This window comes from Streptomyces xingningensis (assembly GCF_054957865.1).
The window spans coordinates 1-25,120 of sequence record NZ_JBDJPF010000030.1; the positions used below are offsets into that span (position 1 = coordinate 1).

General features: G+C 70.6%; 26 protein-coding genes, 1 tRNA gene, 1 other RNA gene and 1 pseudogene. 15 read left to right on the forward strand and 14 right to left on the reverse strand.

Annotation, left to right across the window (positions count from 1 at the left end):
- Position 1 precedes the first annotated feature (1 nt).
- From ABCR83_RS17200 to ABCR83_RS17210, 3 genes are all read right to left on the reverse strand, one after another.
- Complete coding sequence (locus ABCR83_RS17200) at positions 2-958, reverse strand: hypothetical protein (RefSeq protein WP_462695911.1); 957 nt, start codon at positions 956-958, stop codon at positions 2-4.
- Positions 959-1,196: 238 nt separating this feature from the next.
- Positions 1,197-1,547 carry a DUF397 domain-containing protein gene (locus ABCR83_RS17205; RefSeq protein ID WP_462695912.1) on the reverse strand — a complete coding sequence of 117 codons (351 nt, stop codon included), beginning with the start codon at positions 1,545-1,547 and terminating at the stop codon, positions 1,197-1,199.
- Positions 1,544-2,359, reverse strand: a complete 816-nt coding sequence (locus ABCR83_RS17210; protein ID WP_462695913.1) for a helix-turn-helix domain-containing protein — start codon at positions 2,357-2,359, stop codon at positions 1,544-1,546. The genes ABCR83_RS17205 and ABCR83_RS17210 overlap by 4 nt, the downstream gene beginning before the upstream one ends.
- 245 nt (positions 2,360-2,604) lie before the next feature.
- On the opposite strand from ABCR83_RS17210, the gene ABCR83_RS17215 reads away from it, so the two are divergent.
- A complete protein-coding gene (locus tag ABCR83_RS17215) occupies positions 2,605-3,048 on the forward strand; it encodes a hypothetical protein (protein ID WP_462695914.1) in 444 nt (147 codons plus the stop codon).
- 12 nt (positions 3,049-3,060) lie between these two features.
- Here the strand turns inward: ABCR83_RS17215 and ABCR83_RS17220 are convergent, their stop codons facing one another.
- The 5 genes from ABCR83_RS17220 to ffs form a co-directional block, all read right to left on the reverse strand.
- Positions 3,061-3,717, reverse strand: coding sequence for a DUF5063 domain-containing protein (locus ABCR83_RS17220; protein WP_462695915.1), 657 nt, complete (start codon positions 3,715-3,717; stop codon positions 3,061-3,063).
- Positions 3,710-4,309, reverse strand: a complete 600-nt coding sequence (recR, locus tag ABCR83_RS17225; protein ID WP_462695916.1) for a recombination mediator RecR — start codon at positions 4,307-4,309, stop codon at positions 3,710-3,712. Before recR ends, ABCR83_RS17220 begins: the two co-directional genes overlap by 8 nt.
- 61 nt (positions 4,310-4,370) lie before the next feature.
- Positions 4,371-4,712, reverse strand: a complete 342-nt coding sequence (locus ABCR83_RS17230; protein ID WP_462695917.1) for a YbaB/EbfC family nucleoid-associated protein — start codon at positions 4,710-4,712, stop codon at positions 4,371-4,373.
- Positions 4,713-4,862: 150 nt separating this feature from the next.
- Complete coding sequence (locus ABCR83_RS17235; protein ID WP_462695918.1) at positions 4,863-6,995, reverse strand: DNA polymerase III subunit gamma and tau; 2,133 nt, start codon at positions 6,993-6,995, stop codon at positions 4,863-4,865.
- Between the two features lie 76 nt (positions 6,996-7,071).
- An RNA gene (gene ffs / locus ABCR83_RS17240) (signal recognition particle sRNA small type) lies at positions 7,072-7,166 on the reverse strand.
- Between the two features lie 110 nt (positions 7,167-7,276).
- On the opposite strand from ffs, the gene ABCR83_RS17245 reads away from it, so the two are divergent.
- The 5 genes from ABCR83_RS17245 (at position 7,277) to ABCR83_RS17265 (ending at position 12,192) form a co-directional block, all read left to right on the forward strand.
- Positions 7,277-7,361 (forward strand) — tRNA-Ser (locus tag ABCR83_RS17245).
- 267 nt (positions 7,362-7,628) lie between these two features.
- A complete protein-coding gene (locus ABCR83_RS17250; protein WP_462695919.1) occupies positions 7,629-10,055 on the forward strand; it encodes a helicase-associated domain-containing protein in 2,427 nt (808 codons plus the stop codon).
- Between the two features lie 76 nt (positions 10,056-10,131).
- The gene (locus tag ABCR83_RS17255) at positions 10,132-10,347 is read left to right on the forward strand and encodes a type II toxin-antitoxin system VapB family antitoxin (protein ID WP_361525789.1); all 216 of its coding nucleotides are present in this window, start codon (positions 10,132-10,134) and stop codon (positions 10,345-10,347) included.
- Positions 10,344-10,766: a PIN domain-containing protein gene (locus tag ABCR83_RS17260; RefSeq protein ID WP_462695920.1), complete on the forward strand. Its 423-nt coding sequence runs from the start codon at positions 10,344-10,346 to the stop codon at positions 10,764-10,766. Before ABCR83_RS17255 ends, ABCR83_RS17260 begins: the two co-directional genes overlap by 4 nt.
- 430 nt (positions 10,767-11,196) lie before the next feature.
- Positions 11,197-12,192: a PP2C family protein-serine/threonine phosphatase gene (locus ABCR83_RS17265; protein WP_462695989.1), complete on the forward strand. Its 996-nt coding sequence runs from the start codon at positions 11,197-11,199 to the stop codon at positions 12,190-12,192.
- A gap of 372 nt (positions 12,193-12,564) precedes the next feature.
- Here ABCR83_RS17265 and ABCR83_RS17270 read toward each other — a convergent pair whose 3' ends face one another.
- Positions 12,565-13,380, reverse strand: a complete 816-nt coding sequence (locus ABCR83_RS17270; RefSeq protein ID WP_462695921.1) for a helix-turn-helix transcriptional regulator — start codon at positions 13,378-13,380, stop codon at positions 12,565-12,567.
- Positions 13,381-13,504: 124 nt separating this feature from the next.
- Here ABCR83_RS17270 and ABCR83_RS17275 point away from each other — a divergent pair, with 124 nt between their 5' ends.
- Entirely contained in the window at positions 13,505-14,248 is a 744-nt protein-coding gene (locus ABCR83_RS17275) for an SDR family oxidoreductase (protein ID WP_462695922.1), read from the forward strand.
- Positions 14,249-14,264: 16 nt separating this feature from the next.
- Here the strand turns inward: ABCR83_RS17275 and ABCR83_RS17280 are convergent, their stop codons facing one another.
- Positions 14,265-15,089: a helix-turn-helix domain-containing protein gene (locus ABCR83_RS17280; RefSeq protein ID WP_462695923.1), complete on the reverse strand. Its 825-nt coding sequence runs from the start codon at positions 15,087-15,089 to the stop codon at positions 14,265-14,267.
- A gap of 208 nt (positions 15,090-15,297) precedes the next feature.
- Here ABCR83_RS17280 and ABCR83_RS17285 point away from each other — a divergent pair, with 208 nt between their 5' ends.
- The 3 genes from ABCR83_RS17285 to ABCR83_RS17295 are packed head-to-tail and all read left to right on the forward strand — an operon-like array spanning position 15,298 to position 18,102.
- Positions 15,298-15,507, forward strand: coding sequence for a ferredoxin (locus ABCR83_RS17285; protein WP_462695924.1), 210 nt, complete (start codon positions 15,298-15,300; stop codon positions 15,505-15,507).
- Positions 15,497-16,864, forward strand: a complete 1,368-nt coding sequence (locus ABCR83_RS17290) for an NAD(P)/FAD-dependent oxidoreductase (protein WP_462695925.1) — start codon at positions 15,497-15,499, stop codon at positions 16,862-16,864. The genes ABCR83_RS17285 and ABCR83_RS17290 overlap by 11 nt, the downstream gene beginning before the upstream one ends.
- 17 nt (positions 16,865-16,881) lie before the next feature.
- Positions 16,882-18,102 carry a cytochrome P450 gene (locus ABCR83_RS17295; protein ID WP_462695926.1) on the forward strand — a complete coding sequence of 407 codons (1,221 nt, stop codon included), beginning with the start codon at positions 16,882-16,884 and terminating at the stop codon, positions 18,100-18,102.
- 13 nt (positions 18,103-18,115) lie between these two features.
- Here ABCR83_RS17295 and ABCR83_RS17300 read toward each other — a convergent pair.
- Both ABCR83_RS17300 and ABCR83_RS17305 read right to left on the reverse strand, forming a co-directional pair.
- Positions 18,116-18,447 (reverse strand): annotated as a pseudogene (locus ABCR83_RS17300) (RNA polymerase sigma factor); the annotation flags it as partial.
- A gap of 149 nt (positions 18,448-18,596) precedes the next feature.
- Complete coding sequence (locus ABCR83_RS17305) at positions 18,597-19,802, reverse strand: MFS transporter (protein WP_462695927.1); 1,206 nt, start codon at positions 19,800-19,802, stop codon at positions 18,597-18,599.
- 243 nt (positions 19,803-20,045) lie between these two features.
- Here ABCR83_RS17305 and ABCR83_RS17310 point away from each other — a divergent pair, with 243 nt between their 5' ends.
- Positions 20,046-20,807, forward strand: a complete 762-nt coding sequence (locus ABCR83_RS17310) for an SDR family oxidoreductase (RefSeq protein WP_462695928.1) — start codon at positions 20,046-20,048, stop codon at positions 20,805-20,807.
- Between the two features lie 9 nt (positions 20,808-20,816).
- Here ABCR83_RS17310 and ABCR83_RS17315 read toward each other — a convergent pair whose 3' ends face one another.
- Positions 20,817-21,752: an AraC family transcriptional regulator gene (locus ABCR83_RS17315; RefSeq protein WP_462695929.1), complete on the reverse strand. Its 936-nt coding sequence runs from the start codon at positions 21,750-21,752 to the stop codon at positions 20,817-20,819.
- Positions 21,753-21,868: 116 nt separating this feature from the next.
- Between ABCR83_RS17315 and ABCR83_RS17320 the strand changes: the two genes are divergently transcribed.
- The 3 genes from ABCR83_RS17320 to ABCR83_RS17330 all read left to right on the forward strand — a co-directional run bounded on the left by ABCR83_RS17320 (position 21,869) and on the right by ABCR83_RS17330 (position 23,986).
- The gene (locus ABCR83_RS17320) at positions 21,869-22,786 is read left to right on the forward strand and encodes an SDR family oxidoreductase (RefSeq protein ID WP_462695930.1); all 918 of its coding nucleotides are present in this window, start codon (positions 21,869-21,871) and stop codon (positions 22,784-22,786) included.
- Between the two features lie 137 nt (positions 22,787-22,923).
- Entirely contained in the window at positions 22,924-23,220 is a 297-nt protein-coding gene (locus ABCR83_RS17325) for a type II toxin-antitoxin system VapB family antitoxin (protein WP_004929488.1), read from the forward strand.
- Positions 23,221-23,323: 103 nt separating this feature from the next.
- Positions 23,324-23,986, forward strand: a complete 663-nt coding sequence (locus ABCR83_RS17330) for a LytR C-terminal domain-containing protein (RefSeq protein ID WP_462695931.1) — start codon at positions 23,324-23,326, stop codon at positions 23,984-23,986.
- A gap of 9 nt (positions 23,987-23,995) precedes the next feature.
- Here ABCR83_RS17330 and upp read toward each other — a convergent pair whose 3' ends face one another.
- Entirely contained in the window at positions 23,996-24,631 is a 636-nt protein-coding gene (gene upp / locus ABCR83_RS17335) for a uracil phosphoribosyltransferase (RefSeq protein WP_462695932.1), read from the reverse strand.
- Between the two features lie 182 nt (positions 24,632-24,813).
- On the opposite strand from upp, the gene ABCR83_RS17340 reads away from it, so the two are divergent.
- Positions 24,814-25,044 carry a hypothetical protein gene (locus tag ABCR83_RS17340; RefSeq protein ID WP_462695933.1) on the forward strand — a complete coding sequence of 77 codons (231 nt, stop codon included), beginning with the start codon at positions 24,814-24,816 and terminating at the stop codon, positions 25,042-25,044.
- Positions 25,045-25,120 lie beyond the last annotated feature (76 nt).

Consider the following 25,120-nt stretch of genomic DNA (forward strand, 5'->3'; position numbering starts at 1 on the left):
CTCATACGTGGTTACGCACACCCACCCGACTTTGCGAGCCAGCAGGTGAGGACCCTCCCCTGGGCCACCCTGCGGTCTCGGCGATCAACGGGCGCTGTTCACGCGCCAATCGTGCCGCTTCTCGCAGTTCGTCACAGCGTCGGATCACGTTCTCATCGAGTGGCGGCGGTTCGGGGCAGAACATGTCTGGGAGTGACTTCTTTTCTTCGCACTGCTTACAGAAACCCCTGGGCATGGCCACCGCGCTGCCGGGCCGGTCGCAGCCGTAGCACTCGAAGAGCCGACCGATGACGATCTCCGGTTCGCGCAGCGGCGTGCTCTCGGGCGGCATCTTGCCCTCAAGTCGCCTGCGTACGAACCCCGCTGGGCTGTGCACCTGCGGCGGCAGTCCCGCCGCGAGCGTGGCGAGCAGCCGCTTGGGGCTGGCGTCGCGTTCCAGCCACTGCGCAGCGAGCGACTCCAGGGCCTTGCAGTCGGCGGCCGACAGCGTCAGGCGAGGGTCGGTACGACCGAGCGAGGCCAGCGCCTGGTAGGCGGGCGAGGATACGGGCTTGGCTGCCGCCGGTCCCGGTGCGGGTGTAGAGACGGGCTGGTCGCCGAGCTCGAACCGGGCCCACCAGTCCGCGTCGCGGGCGGTGCGGGAGAAGTACGTACGGGTCACCCACCGCGCACCGTGCTCGCCGATCTCGTGCACCCGGGTGCGGCGCAGGTGACCTGCGGCGACCAGGTTGTTGAGGGCGGTGCGGACGGCCGCCTGGCCGTAGTCGGGGAGCACCTTGGCCAGCGTCTTGGCGTCCATGGCGGCCCCTTCGGGCAGCCGGTCGACGAACGCGGCGATGGACGCCTCGCGCCGGGGGAGGTGGCCGAAATCGTGCGGGGTACGGGGCAACTGGTCGGGAACGTTGCGCTTGCCGTAGCCCGGGTTGGCCATGGCGACGGTAGAGTTGGCGGCAGCCACGGATCGACTCTCTCTCGATCTTGTCGGTCAGACCCCGGTTTGGTGTTTGCGCACCGCCGGGGTCGTTTGTTGTTCCGCACGTTAGAGGGTCGGCACGGGCCGTCGCAACCTGATCACAAATAGTCATCTCGGGTGTGATGCACGGGACTTGGGTGGGTGGGTGGGATAAATCCCACCACCCATTCCTCAAAGAGAGCGCTCGGGTTTCGGCGCTCGGAGCGCACCCGTCCCGCGACCTTCAGGAACCCACCGCGAAGTTGAGGAATTCCGCCCATACGGCGGGGGGAACTTCGAGCTTCGGGCCGTCCTTGTGCTTCGAGTCCCGGACGTGGACGGCGTCGGGGAGGCAGGCGGCGATCTCGACGCAGTCGCCGCCTTCATCGCTGCTGTGACTGGACTTGGTCCAGGCCAGGGCTACTTCGATACAGGCGGCGGCTACTTCGACGCAGGCCCCACCCTCGTCGCCGCTGTAGCTGGACTTGCGCCAGGTGAAGGCGACTTCGACGCAGGCTTCGTCTCCATCGCCGCTGTAGCTGGACTTGAACCAGCTCAGGTGTGCGTAACTAGGTATCCTTGACCAACCGTTCATAGCTCTCCTAGCACCTTTTCCAGCAGGCTCGTGCTGTCCTCGGGAGTAAGAGCCTGTGATCGCAAAATGGAATAGCGCATATTCACGTCCGACACGTCCTTGGGGTCGGAGAGCAGCACACTTCCCTTCTGCCCCTCGAAGTAGACCAACCGCTGCTGGTCTCGGGTTTCCAGCACGTACATTGGTCCGGCCAACCCGACATGAGCCTCCCGCTTGGTAGGCATGATCTGCAGATCAACATTGCGTAGCCCTGCCAACTCCAGCAAATGCCGAAGCTGCCCACGCATGACCTCTTTGCCACCAAGCCACCGCTCCAACGTGACCTGCTCAAGCACGACATTGACCACCACAGACGGAGTTCGCGACAGAAGCTGCTGACGCTCCATACGAGCGCACAAACGCTCTTCCATCTCGTCGTCTTCGAGCAGCGGCCGGTTACTACGGAACACCGCCAAGGCATAGTCCTTGGTCTGGAACAACCCAGGGATCACATGGTTGTGATAGATCCCCAGCGAAGCAGCCACTGCCTCGTACTTCGCGTACTCCTCGAACCAGTCAGGGAACTTGCTCACCACAATGTGCCCCGCGGCATCCCGCAACATCCCGCCTGCCCCGCACAACTCCTCCGCCACGTCAATCAACTTGTCCGAAGGGCGCCGCCTCCCCTGCTCCACCGAGCAGATCGTGTCCAGCGAATACCCCGCCGCCTCGGCCAGCTGCTCCCGGCTGACGCCGGCCAGGCGGCGCCAGCCCTGCATCACGCCACCAAACATCCGCATGGTCGCCGACTTGGATTGCCTACTACCGGACATACGTTCTCCTCCCCCGGCCTTCCCCTCGTACAAACCCAAGGAGTACGCGCCTCGTCACCGATCAGGGTAGGCGTGCTCACGCACCGTGTTTGCCGAAAAAACTGAAAATCCCCCACGCGAGCCCACAACTCCAGCAGCACATCGCGCTCGGCGCCAAGCACCACTACTGAACCCCTCGTACTTCCACGAGAGGTACGGCCGGCGTCACTTACCCGTACACAGCGCGCCCGCGCATCGTAGGCACCGTGAGAGACGAGAACTCCCCGCTCCGGTTGCCCCATCGCCCCGACTGGGTTCCCCGGTCCGGGCATCATCTATGGCGCTGTGGCGTGCACTTCGACGTACTGCGCCTGCACGGGGCGCGTGGTGCGGCGGTCGCCGAGTGCCTGGCCGCCAATGCGGAGCCCGACGCCGTCGGCCCGGTCGTCTGCGAGGCGACCGGCTTCCGGATGATGTACTTCCTGTTGCCGCCCGGAAGCGTACGGGAGCGTCAATGGCCCGCGGACATCCAGCAGTTCACCGGCCCCCGTGCCAGTGTGTACATCGGCGTCCCGGCGCTGACCGGCAACACCTGGCCGCTGCACTGGTACTCCCCGCCAACGGCCGCGGCCCCGTTCGTCGAACCGAAGGCGATGCTGCGGGCGCTGGCGGAGTGTCCCGTACCGCCGCCGCGTCTGCCGTACCGGTGAAGCGATCCCGCCTCAGACCGACCGCAGCCCCATCGGCTCGCCGATCTCCGCCGCCATGACCTTCCCGGCCTCCTCGGCCAGTTGCTCCTCGGTGGCGACGGCGTCCGTATCGAGTCCGTCCAGTTCGTCCAGCGGCTGGTCCAGCCGGACGTGGACGACCAGCGACTGGAGTGCGCGCAGGGCGGCGGAGGCGGTGGGGCCCCAGTTGGTCAGGTAGGAGAACTGCCACCACCACAGGGCCTCGCTGACCCGGCCGTTGCGGTAGTGCGCCATGCCGTGGCGCAGGTCGGTGATGATGTCGGCGAGGTCGTCGGAGATCCGGCAGGCGACGGGTGCGGTGCGCGGTACGTAGGGGTCGAAGACCTCGGAGTAGACGTCGACCGGGTCCAGCATCCGGGCGAACCGCTCGCGCAGCTCGTCGACATCCGGCTCGGGGCCGACGTCCGGCTCGTACCGCTCGTCCGGTACGAAGTCCTCGTGCGCGCCCAACCGGCCGCCGGTCAGCAGGAGCTGGGAGATCTCCAGCAACAGGAAGGGAACGGCGCTGTCGGGCTCGTCGCCACGGGACACCTCGGCGACGGCCACGATAAAGCTCTCGATCGAATCCGCGACGGAGACGGCGAAGTCGTCCGGATCGCGCTTGGCGTCATGGAGCGTTGCGTCAGACATCGAGAAGTCGTCTCCCTTCGAAGGCACGCCCGAGCGTGACCTCGTCGGCGTATTCCAAGTCTCCGCCCACTGGCAGCCCACTGGCCAGCCTGGTCACCTTGAGCCCCATGGGCTTCACCATGCGCGCCAGGTAGGTGGCCGTGGCCTCGCCCTCGAGGTTGGGGTCGGTGGCCAGGATCAGTTCAGTGACCGAACCATCCGCGAGGCGTGCCAGCAGCTCGCGGATCCGCAGATCATCCGGGCCAACGCCCTCGATAGGGCTGATCGCCCCGCCGAGCACGTGGTAGCGGCCGCGGAACTCTCGCGTCCGCTCGATCGCGACGACGTCCTTGGGCTCCTCCACGACGCAGATCACCGTGACATCGCGGCGCGGATCCTGGCAGACCCGGCACCGCTCCTCCTGCGCCACATTGCCGCAGAGGGCACAGAACCGGACCTTTGCCTTGACCTCGGTCAGGGCATGGGCGAGCCGGCGAACGTCGGCCGGTTCCGCCTGGAGGATGTGGAAGGCGATCCGCTGCGCGCTCTTGGGACCGACGCCGGGCAGTCTGCCCAGCTCGTCGATGAGGTCCTGGACCACGCCTTCATACACGGATCGGGTTCTCCCTCTTCTTCTGCTTCTGTGCTTCTACCTTCAGGCTGCTCGCCCGGAGTCAGAACGGCAGCCCGGGGAAGCCGCCACCGCCCAGTCCCGAGGCGAGCGGGCCGAGCTTCTGCTGCTGGAGCTGCTGTGCGGTGGCGTTGGCGTCCCGCACGGCGGCGACGACCAGGTCGGCCAGCGTCTCGGTGTCCTCGGGGTCGACCGCCTTGGGGTCGATGACCAGGGCCTGGAGCTCACCGGCGCCGGTGACCGTGGCCTTCACCAGGCCACCGCCGGCCGAACCCTCGACGGGAGTGCGTGCCAGCTCCTCCTGGGCCGCGGCGAGATCCTGCTGCATCTTCTGGGCCTGCTGAAGCAGCTGCTGCATATTGGGCTGGCCACCACCGGGAATCACGGGTTCGCTCCTGATGCTGTCGGCGACAACGGACAGGCCGAGCCTACGTGGTCCCCGGGCGCCACGCCCCATGCCGGGGGAAGAAGTGCGGGAGCGAGCGCGGGAGCGCGCGGGGGCTCCGCCCGGGGCGGGAAGAGCCCCTGCTCCCGCCTACTCGTTGGCGATCTCCTCGACGACCGTCGCGCCCAGCTCGCGGACGATCAGATCGTGGCCGGTCAGCGCGGTGTCGTCGAGATCCGGATCGTCCTCCTCCGGCATGTCGTCCTCGGGCGCGACCGGCGGGGGCTCGGGTTCCCGGTGCACCGGCGCGGAGGCAGGGGCGGGCGCGGGAGCGGCGGGCGGGGCCGCGAGGGCCTGCGACGCGGGAGCAGGTGCCGGGGATGGTGGTGCGTACGGGGCTTGCGGGGCGGGCGGGCGGGGCGCGGCGAAGCCGCCGCCCGCGGGAGCGCCACCGCCGCCGCTGGGATCGACGACCAACTCGACCTTCCACTGCACACCGAGCGCATCGCTCAGCCCCTGGCGCAGGACCTCCTCGCTGCCGCTGTTGGCGAAGCTGTCGCGCGCCCCGGCGGTGGCGAAGGCGACCTGGAGCGTACTGCCGTCGAAGCCGGTGACCTGGGCGTTCTGGCTGAGCAGGATCCAGGTGAAGCGACGGCGGTTCTTGACCGCCTCCAGGATCTGCGGCCACCTCTGGCGCACTTGCCCCACGTCTCCACCGCCCGCCGGCTGCGGCTGCGCGGTCTGCGGCACGGGCGGGGATGCGGGGGCCGACGGCTGCGCGGGGGCCTGCGCCGGAGCGGCGGCGGACGGCCAGGAGCCGGGCTGTGCGGCCCGGGCGCCCTGACCGGGGGCGGCGGCCGAGGGCCAGGCGCCGGGCCGGGCCGCGGGCTGCTGGGCGGGCGGTGCTGCGGGTGCCGAGGGCGCAGGTGCCGACGGGGCGGGAGCGGCGGCGGGCGCGACCGGGGCGGGCGCGGGAGCAACGGGCGCCGGGGCGGGCGCAGGCGCGGCCTGCGCGCCGCCCGGCGAGACCGCCAAGCGGGCCGCGGCCGGGCCGGACAGCCCGGGGGTCGCCGCCGGATCATGCCCCTGCGGCCCCGGTACGTACCCCACTCCACCGCCCGCGAGGGCTCCGCGCTCCAGGCGGTCGAGCCGGGCCCGGACCGAACGTTCGTCGTCGAAGGCGGCGGGCAGCAGGACCCGCGCGCAGATCAGCTCGAGCTGAAGCCGCGGGGAGGTGGCGCCGCGCATCTCCGTCAGGCCCTCATTGACCAGGTCGGCCGCTCTGCTCAGCTCCCCGGGGCCGAAGACGGAGGCCTGTGCCTGCATCCGCTCCACGACATCGGCCGGGGCGTCGATCAGCCCCTTCTCCGCCGCATCCGGCACCGCGGCGAGGATCACCAGGTCGCGCAGCCGCTCCAGCAGATCCGCGACAAACCGCCGTGGGTCGTTGCCGCCCTCGATGACCCGGTCGACCACTTCAAACGCGGCCGCGCCGTCACCGGCCGCGAACGCGTCCACCACGCTGTCGAGCAGCGAGCCCTCCGTATACCCCAGCAGCGAAGTGGCCATGGCGTAGGTCACACCGTCTTCGGCGGCACCGGCGAGCAGCTGGTCCATCACGGACATGGAGTCACGCACCGATCCGGCCCCCGCCCGGACGACCAGCGGCAGCACGCCGTCCTCGACCGGGATGGCCTCGCGCTCGCACACCTCGCCCAGATAGTCACGCAGCGTGCCCGGCGGAACGAGCCGGAACGGATAGTGGTGCGTACGCGACCGGATGGTGCCGATGACCTTCTCCGGCTCGGTGGTCGCGAAGATGAACTTGAGGTGCTCCGGCGGCTCCTCGACCACCTTCAGCAGGGCGTTGAAGCCCGCCGAGGTGACCATGTGCGCCTCGTCGATGATGTAGATCTTGTACCGGCTGGAGGCGGGGCCGAAGAAGGCCTTCTCCCTCAGCTCACGGGCATCGTCCACACCACCGTGCGAGGCGGCGTCGATCTCGATGACATCGATCGACCCCCGCCCGCTGCGCGCGAGGTCCTGGCACGACTGGCACTCCCCGCAGGGCGTCGGCGTCGGCCCCTGCGCACAGTTCAGGCAGCGGGCGAGGATGCGTGCGCTGGTCGTCTTGCCGCAGCCGCGCGGACCGCTGAACAGATACGCGTGGTTGACCCTGTTGTTGCGCAGCGCCTGCTGCAACGGGGTGGTGACATGCTCCTGCCCGATGACCTCGGCGAAGGATTCGGGGCGGTAGCGGCGATAGAGCGCAAGGGACGACACACCTACGACGATATCGGGCCCCACTGACAAGTGGCCCCGCTCACAGAATCCCCCGCCCCGGGACGACCGCCCCACGCAAAGGGCCCCCCACGCACCCGCCAGAGCCCACTTACCCTTGCTGCCTTCCGGCCCTGGGGGAGTTCGGTGAGATAGCGCCACGTGAGGGGCTTGCTTCCACCCTAGCGGATCCCCGGGGGTGCTCAGCACCCCGGTACCGGGCCGATGGATGCCCGGGGGAAGGGGTTCGCGAGCACTCCTTCGCGTCTTGTATTGTTTGCGGCGGAGGATTCGCCTAGAGGCCTAGGGCGCACGCTTGGAAAGCGTGTTGGGGGCAACCCCTCACGAGTTCGAATCTCGTATCCTCCGCAGTCGCCTGACCAGGCGAAACGAAGAGCCGAGCCGCGATTGCGGCTCGGCTCTTCGGCGTGCGCTGGTTGCATTTCTGGTTGCACTTATATGCCCCTCTTCGGGACATTTCAACCCTTCTGTGAGCGACGCCGCTCATGAGATGCCGACGCCCATGGGGAATCCGCCTGCTTCGACACCGGCGGCGAAGTCGAATGCGCCATGCTGGGCCCCTGTGCCGGAGCGGCTCCGGTGCTGTTGCGGCCCGGCGTGACGAGGTGCACCCCTATGAAGTCCCGATCGACGCTGGGAGCCTGGCTGGGCCGTCTCGACGGCCCGCGCCTGGCGCGCGTACTCGCGACGCGGAACGACGCGGTGTCACCTCCGGAGCCGCGCACGGTGGGGGAACTGGCGGACCGCCTCCAGCGCCCGGGGTCGGTGGCTCTCGCCCTGCCACGGCTCACGCTGCCGTGCCTGCAGGCAGCCGAGGCGCTGGCGGCACTGGGAGGACCAGCGACGCCGGACGCCCTGGCGAAGCTGCTGGGAGCGACAGGCGGCGAAGCCGCCCGCGGACTGGACGCCGTGCTGGAGACACTGGCCGATCACGCGCTGGTCTGGCCGGACGATAACGGGACACTCCGCATGGCCGCATCCTTGCGGCAGGCGTGGGACGCCCCTCTGGGGCTGGACGCTCCCCTGGAGAAGCTGCTGGCGGGCGCTTCCTCGGACGAGCTGCGCGGCATGCTGGTGACGCTGGGCATCAAGCCGCCCGGCACCAAGCAGCAGCGACTGGCCGCCTTGGTGGAACACCACAGCGACCCGGAAGCCATCGCCAGAGTGGTGGCACGAGCACCCGCGATCACGCAGAAGCTGCTGGCCTACCGAGCGGGGTCTGCGCCGAGGCAGCCGCAGGTCATCACGTTCGGCACCCCTGACCCCGTCCTCGAACCGGGGGCACGATGGGCACTCGACCGGGGGCTCCTGATCCAGGACCGCCACGGGTACGGTCCTGTGCGCATGCCCGTCGAAGTCGCGCTGGCGTTGCGCGGGCCCGGCTGGCAGGCCCCCTTCGACCCGCTTCCGCCCTCTGCTCAGCTGGTGTCCGTCACCTCCGCCGAGGTGGAGCGGGAGGCCGCTGCAACGGCCACGGCGTTCGCCGCCCATGCCGCCTCGGTCCTCTCGGCCTGCTCCTCGACTCCGCCGGCCAGACTCAAGTCCGGTGGGATCGGCGCACGCGAGCTGGCCCGGATCAGCAAGGCCGCCCAGGCCGACGATGCCGTGGTCCGCATCACCCTGGAGACCGCGTACACGGCCGGGCTGCTGGCCCGGGACGGCGATCGCGTGGCGCCGACCAAGGCATACGACGTCTGGGCGGAACAGGAGCCCGCGGAGCGGCTTGCCATGCTGCTCCAGGCCTGGCGCAACCTGCCGCTCACCCCCACCCAGGCGCGCGACGAGGACAACAAGGTGCTCCCCGCCCTCGCGGGTGCACCGCCCTGTAGCGGCTGCCGCCAGGCCCGGCACGGGCTGTTTGCCGCAGCGGCGCAGCTCCCGGCCGGCCAGGGTGTGAAGGCCGCCTCCGATCTCGGACCGACGGTGGCCTGGCACCGCCCGCTCGCCGACACCTTGCCCATGGACGCCACCCCGTTCGCCGCGGTGATCCGCGAGGCCGAACTGTTCGGAGTGATCGCCCGAGGCGCCCTGTCGGCTCTCGGCGCCCATCTGCTCGCCGACGACACACAAGGACTGGCTGCCGCCTGCCGACAGCTGCTGCCCCCGGCCACTGGAACGGCCCGGATCGGCGCCGACCTCACCGCCGTCGTCGCCGGCACACCGGCCGCGCGGCTCGCCGTGCTCCTGGATGCCACCGCGGACCGGGAAACCAGTGGCGCTGCGTCGGTGTGGCGGTTCAGCTCCGGCAGCATCCGACGGGCCCTGGACGCCGGCCGCGCCCCGGGGGACATCGCAGCCGATCTGGCCGCCATCGCCGCCGGGCCCCTGCCCCAGCCGCTGTCCTATCTCATCGCCGACACCGCGCGCGGCCACGGCCGTGTGCGCATCGCTCCGGCCGCCTGCGTCCTCCATGGCGAGGAGCCGGCGCTCCTCGCCGAGCTCGCCGCCCACCGCAAGCTCGCCAAGCTCGGCCTGCGGCAGCTCGCGCCGACTGTTCTCGTAAGCCGCAGCTCGCTCGACACGACCCTCACAGCACTCCGCGCCGAGGGCTACGCCCCTGTCGCCGAGACGGCCGGGGGAACTGTACGCGTCGAGAAGGTCCGGCCCCAGCGGGCGGCCGCTCCCGTTCCGGCCCCCCGGAAGACCGGCGACAAGCGCGGCACCCGAAGCACGGCCATCCGCACATCGGAGGGCCGGGCCGCCGCCGACATGGATGTCCTGGCCGCCCGACTGCTGGCCGCACCACCGACCGCGCCGGAACCCGACCCGTTCGGCAGTGGGGTCCCCTTCGGAACGGACACCGAGGAGATCGTCGCCGGATACGCGAAACACCTGTCGTACAGCGATGTCCGTCAGCTCGCCCACGCCATCGACGCCGGCACCGCCATCACGGTCGAGTACGTCGCCACCTCGGGCAGTCGCACCGTCCGCACCCTCAGCAGCCTGGAACTCGACCCGCCCTACCTGGAAGCCTGGTGCCACCTGCGCGAAGCCGAGCGCGTCTTCACCCTCTCCCGGATCCACGGCGTGCTGCCCGCATAGAACCCGGCGATCCGACCAGCACCCGATGCGCCTCGCGCGATATACTTGATCCCATATCCGATATCAGGAGGCGCGCATGAGTCGGACCGTCATCGATCTGGACGACGAGCTGGTCGCGGACGTGGCGAAAGCCCTTGGGACGAGCACCAAGAAGGAGACGGTCAACACCGCCCTGCGCGAGGTGCTGGAGAACCGGCGCCGTGCCCTGGCGCTCACCCGGCTCCGCGCCGCGGCCGACGAGGGCGCTTTCGACCTGGAGCTGTTCGAGAACAAGGGGAACTACCGGCGGTGAACGCGGCGCAGTTCCTGATCGACACCAGCGCGCTCGCACGCTTCCTGCGTGGGGACGCGGAGCAGTACGGCTGGGACCAGGCAGCAGCAGCCGGACTCATCGCCACATGTCCCATCACGGAGCTGGAGTTCTTCTACAGCGCCCGCTCGGCCGCGGACCGGGCGCGCGGTATCGAGGACATACGGCTGATCTTCGGCTGGGTTCCCGTCGACGACCGCGCCTACGACCGGGCCTGGCAGGTCCAGGAAGCCCTCACCAAGCAGGGGAAGCACCGAAGTGCGGGAGCGGTCGACCTCGTCGTCGCCGCGACGGCTGAGCTGCAGGGGCTCACCCTGCTCCATCGCGACCACGACTTCGAGTGCATCGCCGCAACGACCGGGCAGCCCCTCCAGTGGTACGGCCCGGAGCCCGGCAAGTAATTCGGCAGTGGTTGCAGTTCTGGTTGCATTCGCCTCCGTCCGGGGCCGCCCAGAGGGAGGCAGCCAGACCGCTACTCCGCAGGCCAGGACAGTGATGGCCCCTGTCGGACGGGCAGACGAACATGTGGAAAGCGTGTTGGGGGCAACCCCTCACGAGTTCGAATCTCGTATCCTCCGCCAGTGCCTCACCGGGCCCGTCGACGTTGTTCGTCTCGGTTTCGGAGCGACGGGACGGCCGGACCGGCTCCGGCCCACCAGCGGCTCTGGCCACCAGGGCGCCATGTCCATTTTGCATGGATATGCTATGAAAGTGAGTAATTCTGGACAGCTGCGGCTCCGTCGTCGTCACGGCCGGGGGCCGCTTACCCTGCTGTCGCCGGTGGTCCTGACCATTGTCATCGCCGGCCTGGCGTACAACACCCCCAGGAGCATGGCCTTCAGCCGCATCCTGCCCGCGGCGCCCGCCCTCGCCGCCGCCATGTGGCCGGTGCTTCCCACCGTCCTGCTGGGGACGGTCTGCCTCCTGCTCATGATCGGCCTCGGCATCATGTTCCCCGACCTGGGGACGGGGTACACGGCAGCGGGGATTGTCGCGGTCACCGTGGCGGCCGCGTATGGAAGTCATGTCCGGCTGCAGCGGGAGCGGACCCTCTTCCAGGTCCGGCTCGTCGCCAACGCGGCGCAGCAGGTGGTCCTCGGCCCGATGCCGCGCCGCTTCGGGGAGATCGAGATCGAGTCGCTGTATCTCGCGGCCGCGGCGGAGGCCCGGATCGGCGGCGACTTCTACGAGGTGGTCGACACGCGGTACGGGGCCCGGCTGCTCATCGGCGATGTGCGGGGCAAGGGTCTGCCGGCGGTGGGATCGGCCGCGGCGATGGTCAACTCCTTCCGGGAAGCCGCCTATGACGAGGCCGACCTGAGCGACATCGCGCGTCGCCTGGAGGCCAGCAGCACCCGATACAACGCCGCGTTTCCCCCCGACGACCTGATGGAGCGCTTCGCCACCGCCCTTCTCGTCGAGATCCCGCACAAGGGCAGCCGTATCGGAATCCTCAACTGCGGGCACCCCTCACCGCTGCTCCTGAACCATGGCGAACTCCGTGTCCTGGAGCCCACCGCTCCCTCACCGCTGCTCAATCTCGCGCAGCTGATCGGCGATGGGTACAGCACCGACACCTTCGGCTTCGCCCCTGGCGACCTGCTGCTTCTCCATACCGACGGGGTCACCGAGGCGCGCAACGGGGACGGCGAGTTCTTCCCCCTGGAGGACTGGATGCGCCGGCAGACCTCGGCAGGGCCCCGCGAGCTGCTCGACACCCTGCACCGCGACCTCCTCCGCCACAGCAGACGAGGCCTGGACGACGACATCGCCGCCCTCGCCGTGCGCTTGCGCGAACCCGCGGAGCGGGGCCGCACCCGGCGGTGACCCCAGGACGGGACAAGGCCCTGTTGACAGGGGCAGAATGGGCAGCAAACACCAAGGCGCAGGGGAGCCTTCGGGCTTGCCCGAGGCGGGCGTCCGTACTGTCGTCCTGAGCGATGCGGCCGGCCTGCGGGTGGAGTTCGTCGAACGGCCCGGCTCGAGCCCGGCCGCCCACCCTGACCCCTTTGCCGCCACCGTCGTGCAAACCTTCACCCACCTCGCCCTTCAAGTCCCGGACCTCGACACCGCGTTCGCCCGTCTGACCGGTGAATGCGGCGCCACCCCGGTGTCGCCCCCGCACCCGGCGCAACCGAGGGCATGCGCTACGCGTACATCGCCGATCCGGAAGGCAACCTCCTTGAGCTGATCGAGACATCACCCGTCTGACCCGCCGAGCAGGGCCAGGCGGCGGGCGTCGGGGCTGCCCGGCTCTGCGGTGCCGACCAGGAGGTACTGGCCGGGCGCGGCCTGCACCTCGAAGGTCTGGTAGGCGAGCGTCAGTTGCCCCGCCTGCGGATGGTGGAAGGTCTTGGTCCTGCTGCCCAGACGGCCGACGTCCTGCCGGCTCCACAGCGCCGCGAACTCCTCGCTCTCCGCGAGCAGTTCATCGATCAGGACGGACATCCGGGGGTCGTGCCGCTCATGGCCGTGGGCCAGCCGCAGCGCGGCGACGGTGTCACGGGCCACGGTGTGCCAGTCGGCGAACAGTTCCCGGGCCGCGGGATCGCAGAACAGGGAACGGGCCATGCCGCGCGGATCCGCAAGCGGGGAGAGCAGGGCACCGGCGAGTGCATTGGAAGCGAGGATGTCCAGGCGCCGGTTGACCACATAGGCCACGGCCGCCGGAAAGGCGTCTATCAGCCGCAGCAGTTCCGGTGCGACCGGTTCCCCATCCGCGGAGGGGACTTGGGGCCTCGGTACCAGCCCGGCCAGGCGGTAGGCGTGCCAGCAGGTGTCGGAATCCCAGTGCAGAGCCTGCGCGAGGGCGTCGACGACCTGGCCGGAAGGATGCCGCTCGCGGCCCTGCTCCAGACGGGCGTAGTAGTCGGCGCTGACTCCGGCCAGGACGGCGACCTCTTCGCGCCGCAGTCCGCTGACCCGGCGGCCTCGGGAGCGGGGCAGCCCCACGTCGGACGGGCCGAGCCGGGAGCGCCGTGCCAGCAGGAATTCCCCCAGTTCATTGCCGCTCATGCCGGGATCGTACGCATCGGTTCCTGGGAGCGGCGCACCCAGGAAGACCCGTCCTGCCGCATGCGCACGGTCGGACGCATCCTGGCAGCACCACTTCGATCCGATTCGATCCGAGGGGAAGAACATGTCCCACCCGTCCTCCACGGTCGCTCCGAAGGTGGTCCTGATCACCGGGGCCGGCAGCGGTATCGGCGAGGCCACCGCCAGGCGGCTCGCCGCCGCAGGCCACCATGTGGTCCTCGGGGCGCGGCGCACCGACCGCCTCGCCGCCCTCGCCGAGGACATCGCGGCCCGGGCGGGCAGCGCCTTCCCGCGCCACCTGGACGTGACCGACCCGGCCAGTGTGCAGTCCTTCGTCGCAGCCGCCCACGACCGGTACGGGCGCATCGACGTCCTGGTCAACAACGCCGGCGTCATGCCGCTGTCGCGTCTGGACGCGCTGCGGGTCGACGAGTGGAACCTCATGATCGACGTGAACCTGCGCGGGGTCCTGCACGGCATCGCCGCCGTCCTGCCGATCATGCGGGCCCAGCGCTGCGGGCACATCGTGAACATCTCCTCCGTCTCAGGACTGAGGGTCGACCCGACCGCAGCCGTCTACGCCGCCACCAAGCACGCCGTCCGCGCCCTGTCGGAAGGCCCGCGCCAGGAGAGCCGGGAACTGCGGGTCACCGTGATCAGCCCGGGCCTGACCCGAAGCGAGCTGACCGGGTCCATCGGCGACAGCCGGGTCAAGGACGCGGTGGAGGAGCAGATGGGCATCGCGATCCCCGCCGCCGCGATCGGCGAAGCGGTGCTCTACGCCATCGCCCAGCCTGCCGACGTGGACGTCAGCGAACTCGTCGTCCGGCCCACGGCACAAGGATGAAGAGCCACCAGCCCGCTCAGCCGGGCGAGGTACCGGCCGCCCCGGCCAGCCCCTTCAGCACCTCGGTGGTGAAGTCGTCGAGGGGGTAGAAGAGTTCGATCGCCAGCTCCGAGAGCGTCACATCGGCCGGGGTGCCGAAGGTGGTCATGGTGCCGAACAGGGCGAGCTCGCCCAGCGGGGTGCGGATGCGCAGCGGCACCTGGATCGGGCTCGGCTGCACCGCCGGGGCGGCGGGCCCGGCCTCCCAGCCCGCGGGGGCGGGGTACCCGCTCACCTCCTCGTGGAGTGCCCGCAGTTCCGCGTCCCCGGTGGCGCTGACCTGGCCCTGCAGCCGGGCCAGGGTGAGGGCCCGGACCTGGTCGAGGTTGGCCAGCCGGGCGGCCAGCCCCTCGGGGTGCAGGGTCAGCCGGAACACATTCGGCCTGGGCTCCAGCAGGTGCGGGGGTATGCCGTCCATCAGCACGGCCATGGCCCGGTTTCCGGTCACCACGTTCCAGAGCCGGTCCACCACCACGGCGGGGTACGGCTCGTGCGCGGTCATCATCATGTCCAGCGCGGAACGGATCGAGGCCATCTCCTCGTCGTCCAGGCTGCTCTCCCGGTACGCGGGCGCGTAGTCGGCGGCCATCAGCAGGGTGTTGCGCTCGCGCAGCGGGACGTCCAGCGCGGCGGACAGCCGCAGCACCATGGTCCGGCTGGGAAGGGCGCGGCCGGTCTCCACACAGGACAGATGGCGTGCGGAGGTGTCCGCCAGGAGGGCGAGCTCCAGCTGGCTAAGCCTGCGACGCTGACGCCACTCCCGTAGCAGGGTCCCCACCCGTGACTGCTGCTGTGCGCCCATGACGGGGAGGATAACGGGCCGGTCACCGGCCCTGACCTCGGAGGCCATCGCGTGCGGGACCGGGCCATCGCGTGCGGGACCGGACGGAAGCCTCGCTGCCCGCCCGTCGCTCCGGGTGACCCCCCGCCCGGCGTACCCCCGGCCGCGCCCCTCGCCCATCGGAGGTAGGACGGAGACGGACGGGTGACGCGACGGAGGAGTGAACCGGATGCGGATCGTTGTCGATCTCAATCGCTGTCAGGGCTACGCGCAGTGCGCGTTCCTCGCCCCGCACGTCTTCGAGCTGCATGGCGAGGAGGCCCTGCGGTACACCCCGCTGGTACCCGACGACCAGCAGGAGCGCGTGCACCGGGCCGCGGCGGCCTGTCCGGTGCAGGCCATCCTGGTGGGCGAACAGGCAGGCCCCCGTGGAGAGTGAGCCGCTCGACGGGCGGATCGTGATCGTCGGCGCATCGCTGGCCGGGCTGCGCGCCGCCGAAACCCTGCGCGCGGAGGGCTTCACCGGCTCGCTGACCCTGGTCGGCAACGAACCCCATCCCCCCTACGACCGGCCGCCGTTGAGCAAGCAGGTGCTGCTCGGGCGGGTGCGCGCACAGGACACCGGGCTGCCGCAGAGCCGTGCGGTGGACGCCCGGTGGAAACTCGGCGTGCGCGCCACCGGGCTCGACCCGGACGGGAAGCGGGTACTGCTCGCCGACGGCGAGCAACTGCCCTTCGACCGGCTGCTGATCGCCACCGGAACCCGGGCCCGCCCCTGGCCGCACCCCGAAGAGGCCACCCTGGACGGGGTGTTCACCCTGCGCACCAGCGAGGACGCGGGCCGTCTCGTCGAGCGGCTGGATGCCGGGCCACGCCGGGTGCTGGTGATCGGCGCCGGGTTCAACGGCTCGGAGATCGCCTCCGTCTGCCGGGAGCGGGGCCTGGAGGTGACGGTCGCCGAGCGCGGTCGGGCTCCCCTGATCGGCGCGCTCGGCGGGACGGCCGGTGACTGGGCCACCAGGATGCACCGGGCACACGGGGTGGACCTGCGCTGCGGGGTGACGGTCACCGCGCTCAACGGCAGCAACGGCCGTCTCACCGGCGCCGAGTTCTCCGACGGCAGCCGGATCGACGCCGAGGTCGCCGTGGTCGCCCTGGGCTCGGTCCGCAATACGGAATGGCTCGCCGAATCGGGGCTCGCCGCGGGGCCTCGCGGGGTGGCCTGCGACGCGGGATGCCGGGTGTTCGACATGCGCGGGATCGTCACCGACGACGTCTTCGTCGCCGGTGATGTGGCCCGCTTCCCCCACCCGCTCTTCGAGTACCAGCTGATCTCCCTCGAGCACTGGGGCAATGCGGTCGCCCAGGCGGAGGTGGCCGCCCACAACATGATCAGCCCGGGGCCGCGCAGACGCCCGCACCTGGCCGTACCGGTCTTCTGGTCCAGCCAGTTCGGCCTCAACATCAAGTCCGTCGGGGTACCGACCTTCTCCGACCAGGTGGTCATCGCCCAGGGCTCCCTGGCACAGCGCCGCCTGGTCGCGGTCTACGGCTACCGGGGGCGCATCACGGCGGCCGTCGGCGTCGACATGGCCAAGTCGCTGGACCACTATCAGCGCCTGATCGAGACGGCGGCACCGTTTCCCCCCGGACCCGGCGCCGCCGACCGGCTCGCCGACCTCACCCCCACCCCCTCCGATGTGCCGGACCCGAAGGTGCTCTCGCACGGGCCGACCGTCACCCTCACCGGCCACCTGCCGGACCGGCGGCTGACCCTGGTCCGTCCGGGCGGCTGATCCCCCAGGAGCGACCCTTGTCCACGGAAACCCTGTTCCACCGGATCACCGACTACGCCAACCGCGCCAACCCCTACCCGCTCTACGCCGAACTCCGGGAGAACGGCGTCTGCCGGCAGGACGACGGCAGCTATCTGGTCGGCACATACGACGAGATCGCCGCACTGCTCCACGACCCGCGCATCAGCTCCGACCTCCGCAACCGCGCCGAGCCGTACCAGGCCGGGCCGGAGTCCCAGGACGACGGACTGCCCCCGCCCTTCCTCCGCCTCGACGACCCCGAACACCACCGGCTGCGCCGCCTGACGATGCGGCCCTTCGGCCCGCCCCACTCCCCCGGCCGGATCGACGCCCTGCACCAGGACATCACCCGGATCGCCGAGGAACTGGCCGACGCCTTCGGGGACCGGGACCGCATCGACCTCGTCGACGACTTCGCCTACCCGCTCCCCGTCACCGTGATCGGCACGCTCCTGGGCGTCCCGCCGGAGGACATGCCACAGCTGCACGCCTGGTCGAACCAGATCATCTCCGGCTTCGACGGCACCCCCGGCGTGGACGACGCCGAGCAGCGCCAACGCGCCGTCCAGGAAGCCCGGCTGACCATGGGCCACTACCTGGCGGAACTCGCCGACCGGCGGCGCGGCCACCCCACCGGCGACATGCTCTCCGACCTCGTCAACGAGCAGGGCCCCGACGGGCGGCTGACCCGGGAAGAGCTGATGGCCACCTCGGTCCTGCTGCTCATCGCCGGGCTCGAGACCACCGTCAACCTCATCACCAATGGCATGCTCACCCTGCTCCGCAACCCGGATGCGCTGGAACGGCTGCGCGCCGAGCCCCGGTTGCTGCCCGGCGCCGTGGAGGAGCTGCTGCGCTATGAACCCCCCGTCCAGTTCCTGCCGCAGCGCACCCCGCTGACCGACATCGAGGTCGCGGGCGTCACCATCCCCAAGGGCGCCCCGCTGATCCTGGTGCTCGCCTCCGGCAACCGCGACCCGCTGCGCTTCCCCGACCCCGACCACTTCGATCCGGCCCGCGAGGACAATGTGCACTTCGGCTTCGGCAGCGGCATCCACAACTGCTTCGGCGCACCGCTCGCCCGCCTGGAGACCCAGATCGCGCTGGGCACCCTCCTGCACCGCCTGAACACCCCCCGGCTGCTCGAGGACCCGCCCCCGTACCGGCGGAGCCCGGTCCTGCGCGGGCCCCGCCACCTGCTCATCGAGCGGCGCTGAGGCGCATCGGCGGCTACCGGAGCCGCCCGCCGCCCGGGAGTTCCTTCTTGGCGTCCCCCACGGCCCGCTTGACGACCATGGTCTGGCCGATCACGGTGCCGGGCTTCACCGTCCCCACCGGCACGTTCAGTGCCTCGGCGGCCTCCGCATAGCTCAGGCCGGACCAGACGCACAGGGTGAGCACTTCACGTTCGGACCGGCGCAGTTTCGCCAAGGCGGTCTTGGCCGCGGCCAGTTGCTCGGCATCGGCCAGCCGCGCAGTCTCTCGCGCAGCCGCCACGCCTCGAGGAACGTCAGCGAGACGATGTCCTCGGCCATGGCCCAGTCGCCGGTCACTCGCACGGCGAATGGTTCACGGTGGGAGTTGTCCGCAGCCCGACGGGCGTTCCTGTGATACCCGTCACTTCAAGGCCGGCTCTGGGTCCTGCCCGGAGCATTTTGCCCCGTCTCGTCCTCCGGGAGGGACCGGGGGCCCGCCCGGAGGGGCCGGGGCGTCACCCCGCGACCGCGCCCTCCACGACCCGGCCGGATGCGCCCAGCGCACCCACCGACACCACCGCCACCACCACCCCGGCCACCAGAAAGGACCCCGGCGCCGAGACATCGATCAGCAGCGGCAGCAGCAGTATCCCGACCGTGCTCCCCGCCTTGGCCGCGGTGTGCTCGACGAGCATCAGCCGCAACCGCTGCGCGGGCGGGAACAGCCCCAGCCGGGCGCGCAGCGTCACCGTGGCCAGCGGGGAGACCAGCCCCGTCGTCAGCGACAGCAACTCCAGCGCCCAGACGTGCCACACCAGCCCCATGCAGGCCGTCGCCACCCCGTCGACCAGCCAGGCACCGCAGCAGACGGCCAGCCAGCCGGCCGGCCTCCAGCTCCCCGCGACCGGGTTGCCGATCAGCGCCCCCACCCCGACCGTGGCGGTGATCAGCCCGTAGACGCCCGCCCCCGCGCCATAGCGGGCGGCGAGCAGCACGGGCATGCCCACCGTCGCCGCGGCCGAGCAGAACGGCACCAGGCCGTGCACCCCGATCGCCAGACCGATCCGGGGGTGCCCCCGGAGCAGTGGCCAGGCCCGTACCGACGGCTGTTCCCCGCCCGGCGGTTCGCGGTCCGCGGCGGCCTGGCGCCGGGCCAGCCAGCCGAGTGCCGCCGCGGACACCGCGAAGGCCGCACCGTTGAGCGCGAAGAGCTCCAGCTTGGAGACCAGCAGGAGCAGCAGCCCGGCACACGCCCGCCCCGTGGTGCGGGCGATCCGGCCGGTCAGGTCGAACAGCCCGGTCAACTGCTGCACCCGCGAGGGCTCCACAAGGCCGGGCACCAGCGCCTCGAGGTTGGGGTCGAAGAGCGCCCCGAGCACACCGAGCACCAGCACACCGGCCAGCAGCACGGCCGTACCCCGGCCGCCGGGCACCCACAGCACCGGCAGGACGACGGCCACCGCCGCCCGTGCGGCGTCCACCCAGGACAGCGCGCGGTACGAGGAGAAGCGGGCGACCACCCGCTGCCCGGCGGTGCCGAGCAGCAGACAGGGCAGCGACTCGACCACCGCCACCAGCCCCATGAGCGAGGCCGAGCCGGTGCTCGCATACACGCTCCATATCACCGCGACTGCGTACAGCCGGTCGCCGAGGACGGAGAGGCTCCGTGCCAGCCACAGCACCAGCACCGGCCGCTCCCGCAGTAGCCGCACATATTCCATGCGCCCTCCTGGCCGAACCGCGGTTCACCCTAGGAGGCAGGGGCACATAAGTCGCCACTTTCCCCTGAATTGCGCCCGATAGGGGCAACTTGGATATACCTCGCCATCGTGGCGTCTCGTCAAGGAGAGCCGACTTCCAAGCCGACCTCCAAGCCGACTTCCAAGTGGTGCGATTCCGGCCGGAAGGCGACACTGATTTCTGAACAAGTGCCAATAAATGCCGCATACCGCAAGGAGGGTCCGGTGCCCGGTGTCCTGGACGGAAAGGTCGCCATCGTGACCGGTGGCTCGGCCAACCTGGGAAGGCGATTCGCCACTGCCCTCGCGCAGGACGGCGCCGATGTGATGGTGCACTACAACAGTGACGGCAAACGGGACCAGGCCGAAGAGGTCGCCCGGGAGCTGACCGGCCTGGGGGTGCGGGCGGCCACCCGGCAGGGCGACCTGACCAGGGTCGGCCAGGTGACCGAGCTGGTCGATGCGACGATCAAGGAGTTCGGCCGGTGGGACATCCTGGTCAACACCGCCGGGATGATCGTCCGCAAGCCCATCGCGGAGTTCACCGAGGACGAGTGGGACCGGATGTTCGCGATCAACGCCAAGATCCCGTTCTTCCTGATGCGCGAGGCCGCCACCAAGATGGCCGACCACGGCCGCGTCCTCAACCTCATCACCACGATCGTCGCCGTCACCGCCCCGACCTACGGCGGCTACGCGGGCAGCAAGAGCCCGCTGGAGCACTACACCAAGGCGCTCGCCAAGGAGATCGGCGGCCGGGGGATCACGGTCAACTGCGTGGCCCCCGGCCCGCTGAAGACCAGCTTCTTCTATCCGGCCGAGACCGATGAGAACATCGCCTGGCTCAAGAGCATGAGCGTCAACGGCGACATCGGCGACCCGGACGACGTGGTGCCGGTCGTCCGCTTCCTGGCCTCCCCCGAGGCAAAATGGGTGACCGCACAGACCGTCTATGTCAACGGGGGGCTGGTCGGCCCCGCCAGCTGACGATCAAGATCACCTGGCGGATCTGCGGAACTCCCCCGGCGGCACTCCGAATTCCTTGCGGAACGCCAAGTGGAAGCCCACCGCGCTCTGATATCCGATCAGTTGGGGAATAGCGGACTGCGGCACCCGCGTCTCGGCCAGCAGGCGCGCCGCCGCCCGCATCCGGTGTCCGGCCAAATGCTGCCCCGGGGCCTCTCCGACCAGTTCGCGGAATGTCTTGGCGAACGCCGACCGGGACATCCCGGCCCGCCGCGACAATGAATCCACGGTCCATGGCTCCGGGAATTCCCGGTATATCGCCAGCAGCGCCTTGCCGACCCCGGGATGACGCAGCGCCCGCAGCCCGGAGGCACTGTCGGTCAGCCTTTCCAGCTCCGCCCGCAGGGCCAGCACAAAGACCAGCTCGAATGCGCGGGTGACGATCAGCCGGGCCCCGGGATCCCGGCGGGCCGACTCGGCCGTGATGCTCGCCAGCGTCCGGGCCAGCAGGGTCTCCCGTTGCACCGCCGCGCGGTCCAGCAGGATGAGCTCGGGCAGCGCCTGGTAGACCGGAAGGCCGCCGACGGCGTCCTGGTGCAGTCCGGCACAGATCAGCTCGGTCTCGGCGCCGTCCGGCCCGCCGAGCTCGAGAATGCCGGAGGTGCCCGGACGGCGGTCCGGAAGCACCGCGTCCAGGGGCCGGTCCAGCGCGCTGGAAGAGTCCGCGATGACATGTCCGGTGCCATGCGGGAACACCGCGAGATCGCCCTCGCGGAGGGTCACGGACGCCGAGCCGCCGGAAAAACCGACCCGGCATTCATTGCGCAGCACATAATGCACGACCGCACAGTTCTCGTCCTCGCCCCGAATCGCCCAGGGCGCGCGAGCGAGCCACCGGCTGTGAAAGACACCGCGCAACCGGACGGGCATCAGCACATCGCTCAGCGCATCGTCAACATCACTCATGGACGATCCTTAACCACCGACGGCTTTTTACTCATTGAATCCTAACCGTGTGCCGGACCAGACTCCTTTACGGCAACCACACACCAACCAGAGCCAATGACCGGAGAGTTGACCTCATGCCCGACCTGACCGACCACTATCTCGTATTCGGCGCCGGCGGCTTTCAGGGCGGCGCGGTGGCCCGGCTGCTGGCCGCGCGGGGTCACCGGGTCCGCGGCTTCGCCCGGCGGCCGGCCGCCGAGGGCCGGACCGTCCCCGGCCTGTCCATGGTCCACGGCGACCTGGCCGACCCCTCGGCCGTCCGCCGGGCCTTCGAGGGCGTCACCCACGCCGCGATCACCCTGCCCCTGGTCTACGACGAGGCGACCGTGCGGGCCTACGCCGTGAACATCGCCGAGGCCGCCCGGGCCGCCGGCACCGTCCGGCGCCTCGTCTTCAACGTCAACACCCCGCTCCCGCGGGCCACGACGCCCCATGCCACCTTTGAGACCCGCCGGGCGGCCGAGGCGGTGCTCAGGGACAGCGGGCTCCCTCTGGTCGTCCTCCGCCCGCCGGTCTATCTGGACAACCTGTTCAGCCCGTGGAACGGCCCGGCGCTGGTCAACGACGGCGTGCTGGCCTATCCGCTGGCCGCGGACCGGCGGGTGGCCTGGCTGTCGCACGCCGACCTGGCCGCCGCGATCGCCGCGGCGCTGGAGCGCGCGGACCTGGCGGGCGAGACCATCGACATCGGCGGCGCGGAGGTCGTCACCGGCCCCGAGCTCGCCGCCGCCTTCGCCCGGGTGCTGGGCCGTGCCGTCGACTACCACCCGCTGCCCCCCGAGGAGTTCGAGGCCGGCCTCGGCGCGGTGCTCGGCCCGGACGTCGCCCGGGGCGTGGCCGGCGGCTACCACCACGCGGCCGGGGGCCACGACCCCGAGCTGTTCGCCGCGGATCCGCACACCACCCGGCAGCGACTGGGCATCGAGCTCACCCCGCTGACCGACTGGATAGCCGCCCAGCCCTGGCAGCACTGGGTGAAGGCCACCGGCTGAACTGCCGTCCACAGCCTGTGCACAATGCCATTCACTCCCCATGACCACCCGATATTTACCGATACACACCTTTTGATCGCCATCCCGCTCCCGTGCCATGGCTGCGCTCGGAGCCACTGGCCCGGTAGGCTTTCCGTGTGATCTTCAAGCGCATCGGAAACGGGCGGCCGTACCCCGACCACGGCCGGGAAAGCACCCGCCAGTGGGCGGATGTTGCCCCTCGCCCGGTACGCCTTGACCAGTTGGTGACCACCAAGCAGCAGCTCGACCTCGAGACGCTGCTCGCGGAGGACTCCACCTTCTACGGCGACCTCTTCGCCCATGTCGTGAAATGGCGCGGCGATCTCTACCTCGAGGACGGCCTGCACCGCGCGGTGCGCGCCGCGCTCCAGCAGCGCCAGGTGCTGCACGCCCGGGTGCTCGAACTGGACTGATGCACGGCGCCCGCCGCGGGCCGTTGGCCCTTTTGGGTTGGGGTGCCCGCAAGCCATTGATCATCTAGTAGGCAGCGGCCCCTGCCCGCACTACGCTGCGGCCATGAGCATGCTTACCCCTCCCGGCATGGGCGGAAAGTATCGCATCACTGGCCATCGCTTCCCCCATATGCGCCGCCGCCCGAGAAGCCCCCGCAGGATCGTGCTGGCGGCCGCCGTCACGGTTGCCGTGCTGGGGCTGGGCGGCTGGGGGACAGCCCAGCTCGTCGACGTCTTCTCCGGGGGCAGCGGCGGCGGCAGCAACCGGGCGGCGCAGCGCACCGGCGACTGCGACCGGGCATCGGGGGGCGATCACGCGGACGCCCGCGCGGCCGGACACGCCGCTCCCCACGACGACCCCCTGCCCAGGCCCGGCGACATCACGGTCAACGTCTACAACGCCACCCCGCGCAGCCGCCTCGCCCAGACCACGGCGGACGAGCTCAGGCAGCGCGGATTCAAGATCGGCAAGGTCGGCAATGCGCCGTCCCAGTACGACAAGAAAGTCACCGGCACGGCCCTGCTGCTGGGCTCCCCCGAGGCGGCCGACGGGCCGGTGAAGGTGCTCAGCGAGCAGTTCGGCGGGGCCGAGGTGAAGAGCGACGTACGCAAGGGGGAGGACGTCGACCTGATCATCGGGACCGGTTTCAAGGAGCTGGCGCCGCAGCAGGGCGGCGGTCAGCCCCCCGCCTCGCCTTCCCCCTCCGCGACCGCCTCGCGGTGCTGACCGGCGGGCTCAGCCCGCGGTGCCGTACATCCGGTCGCCCGCGTCACCGAGGCCCGGGACGATATAGCCGGCCTCGTTGAGCCGCTCGTCCACGGAGGCGGTGACCACGGTCACCGGCGCGCCCTCGAGCTCGCGCTCCATCACCTCGACCCCCTCCGGCGCGGCCAGCAGGCAGATCGCGGTGACATCGTCCGCACCGCGGGCGATCAGCTCGTTGATCGCGGCGACCAGGGTGCCGCCGGTGGCCAGCATCGGGTCCAGTACGTACACCTGGCGGCCCGAGAGGTCGTCGGGCATCCGCGTCGCATAGGTCTCCGCCTTGAGGGTCTCCTCATTGCGGATCATGCCCAGGAAACCGACCTCGGCCGTGGGCAGCAGCCGGACCATGCCGTCGAGCATGCCGAGCCCGGCGCGCAGGATCGGCACCACCAGCGGGCGCGGGTGCGACAGCTTGACCCCGGTGGTCGCGGTCACCGGCGACTCGATGTCGACCTGCTCGGTGCGCACGTCGCGGGTCGCCTCGTACGCGAGCAGGGTGACCAGCTCGTCGGCGAGCCGCCGGAAGGTGGGGGAATCGGTGCGCTTGTCGCGCAGGGTGGTGAGTTTGTGGGCCACCAGGGGGTGGTCGACGACGTGCATCCGCATGACATTGACATTAACCGAGCTTTCGGGCGCGAGCGCCCGCGCTGCGGTGGGCCGGTCATCCGGCGCCGGTCCGGAAGGCACCTGGCATGCGGTGGCATCAAACCACCACTTAGGGGGAAAGTGGGCACGTACGCCCGGTCTGTTCCTCCGGGCGAGGACCTCGGCACGAGGTGGTGCTGCCCATGGCCGACCGCGACCGACGCAAGCCCGGAGACCGGCCGGAAAGACCGGCGGATCCGGTGGAACCCACCGAGCCCGAAGGACCGGAGACCGACGCCGAGCGGCGGCACCGCCGGGCCCAGTTCCTCCGCGAGCTGAACGAGGCCAGGGAGCTGCGCGACCGGGTGCAGCCGCGCCGGGCCAGGGCCGCGAGGATGCGCCAGCAGATGCGGATGCGTACGTTCCGCTGGTGACCCGGCAACCCGGATGGCGGCCGTACGGACGTGGAGTGAGCGGCATCTCTTCGGACTGCTGCACGACGCAGCGCGG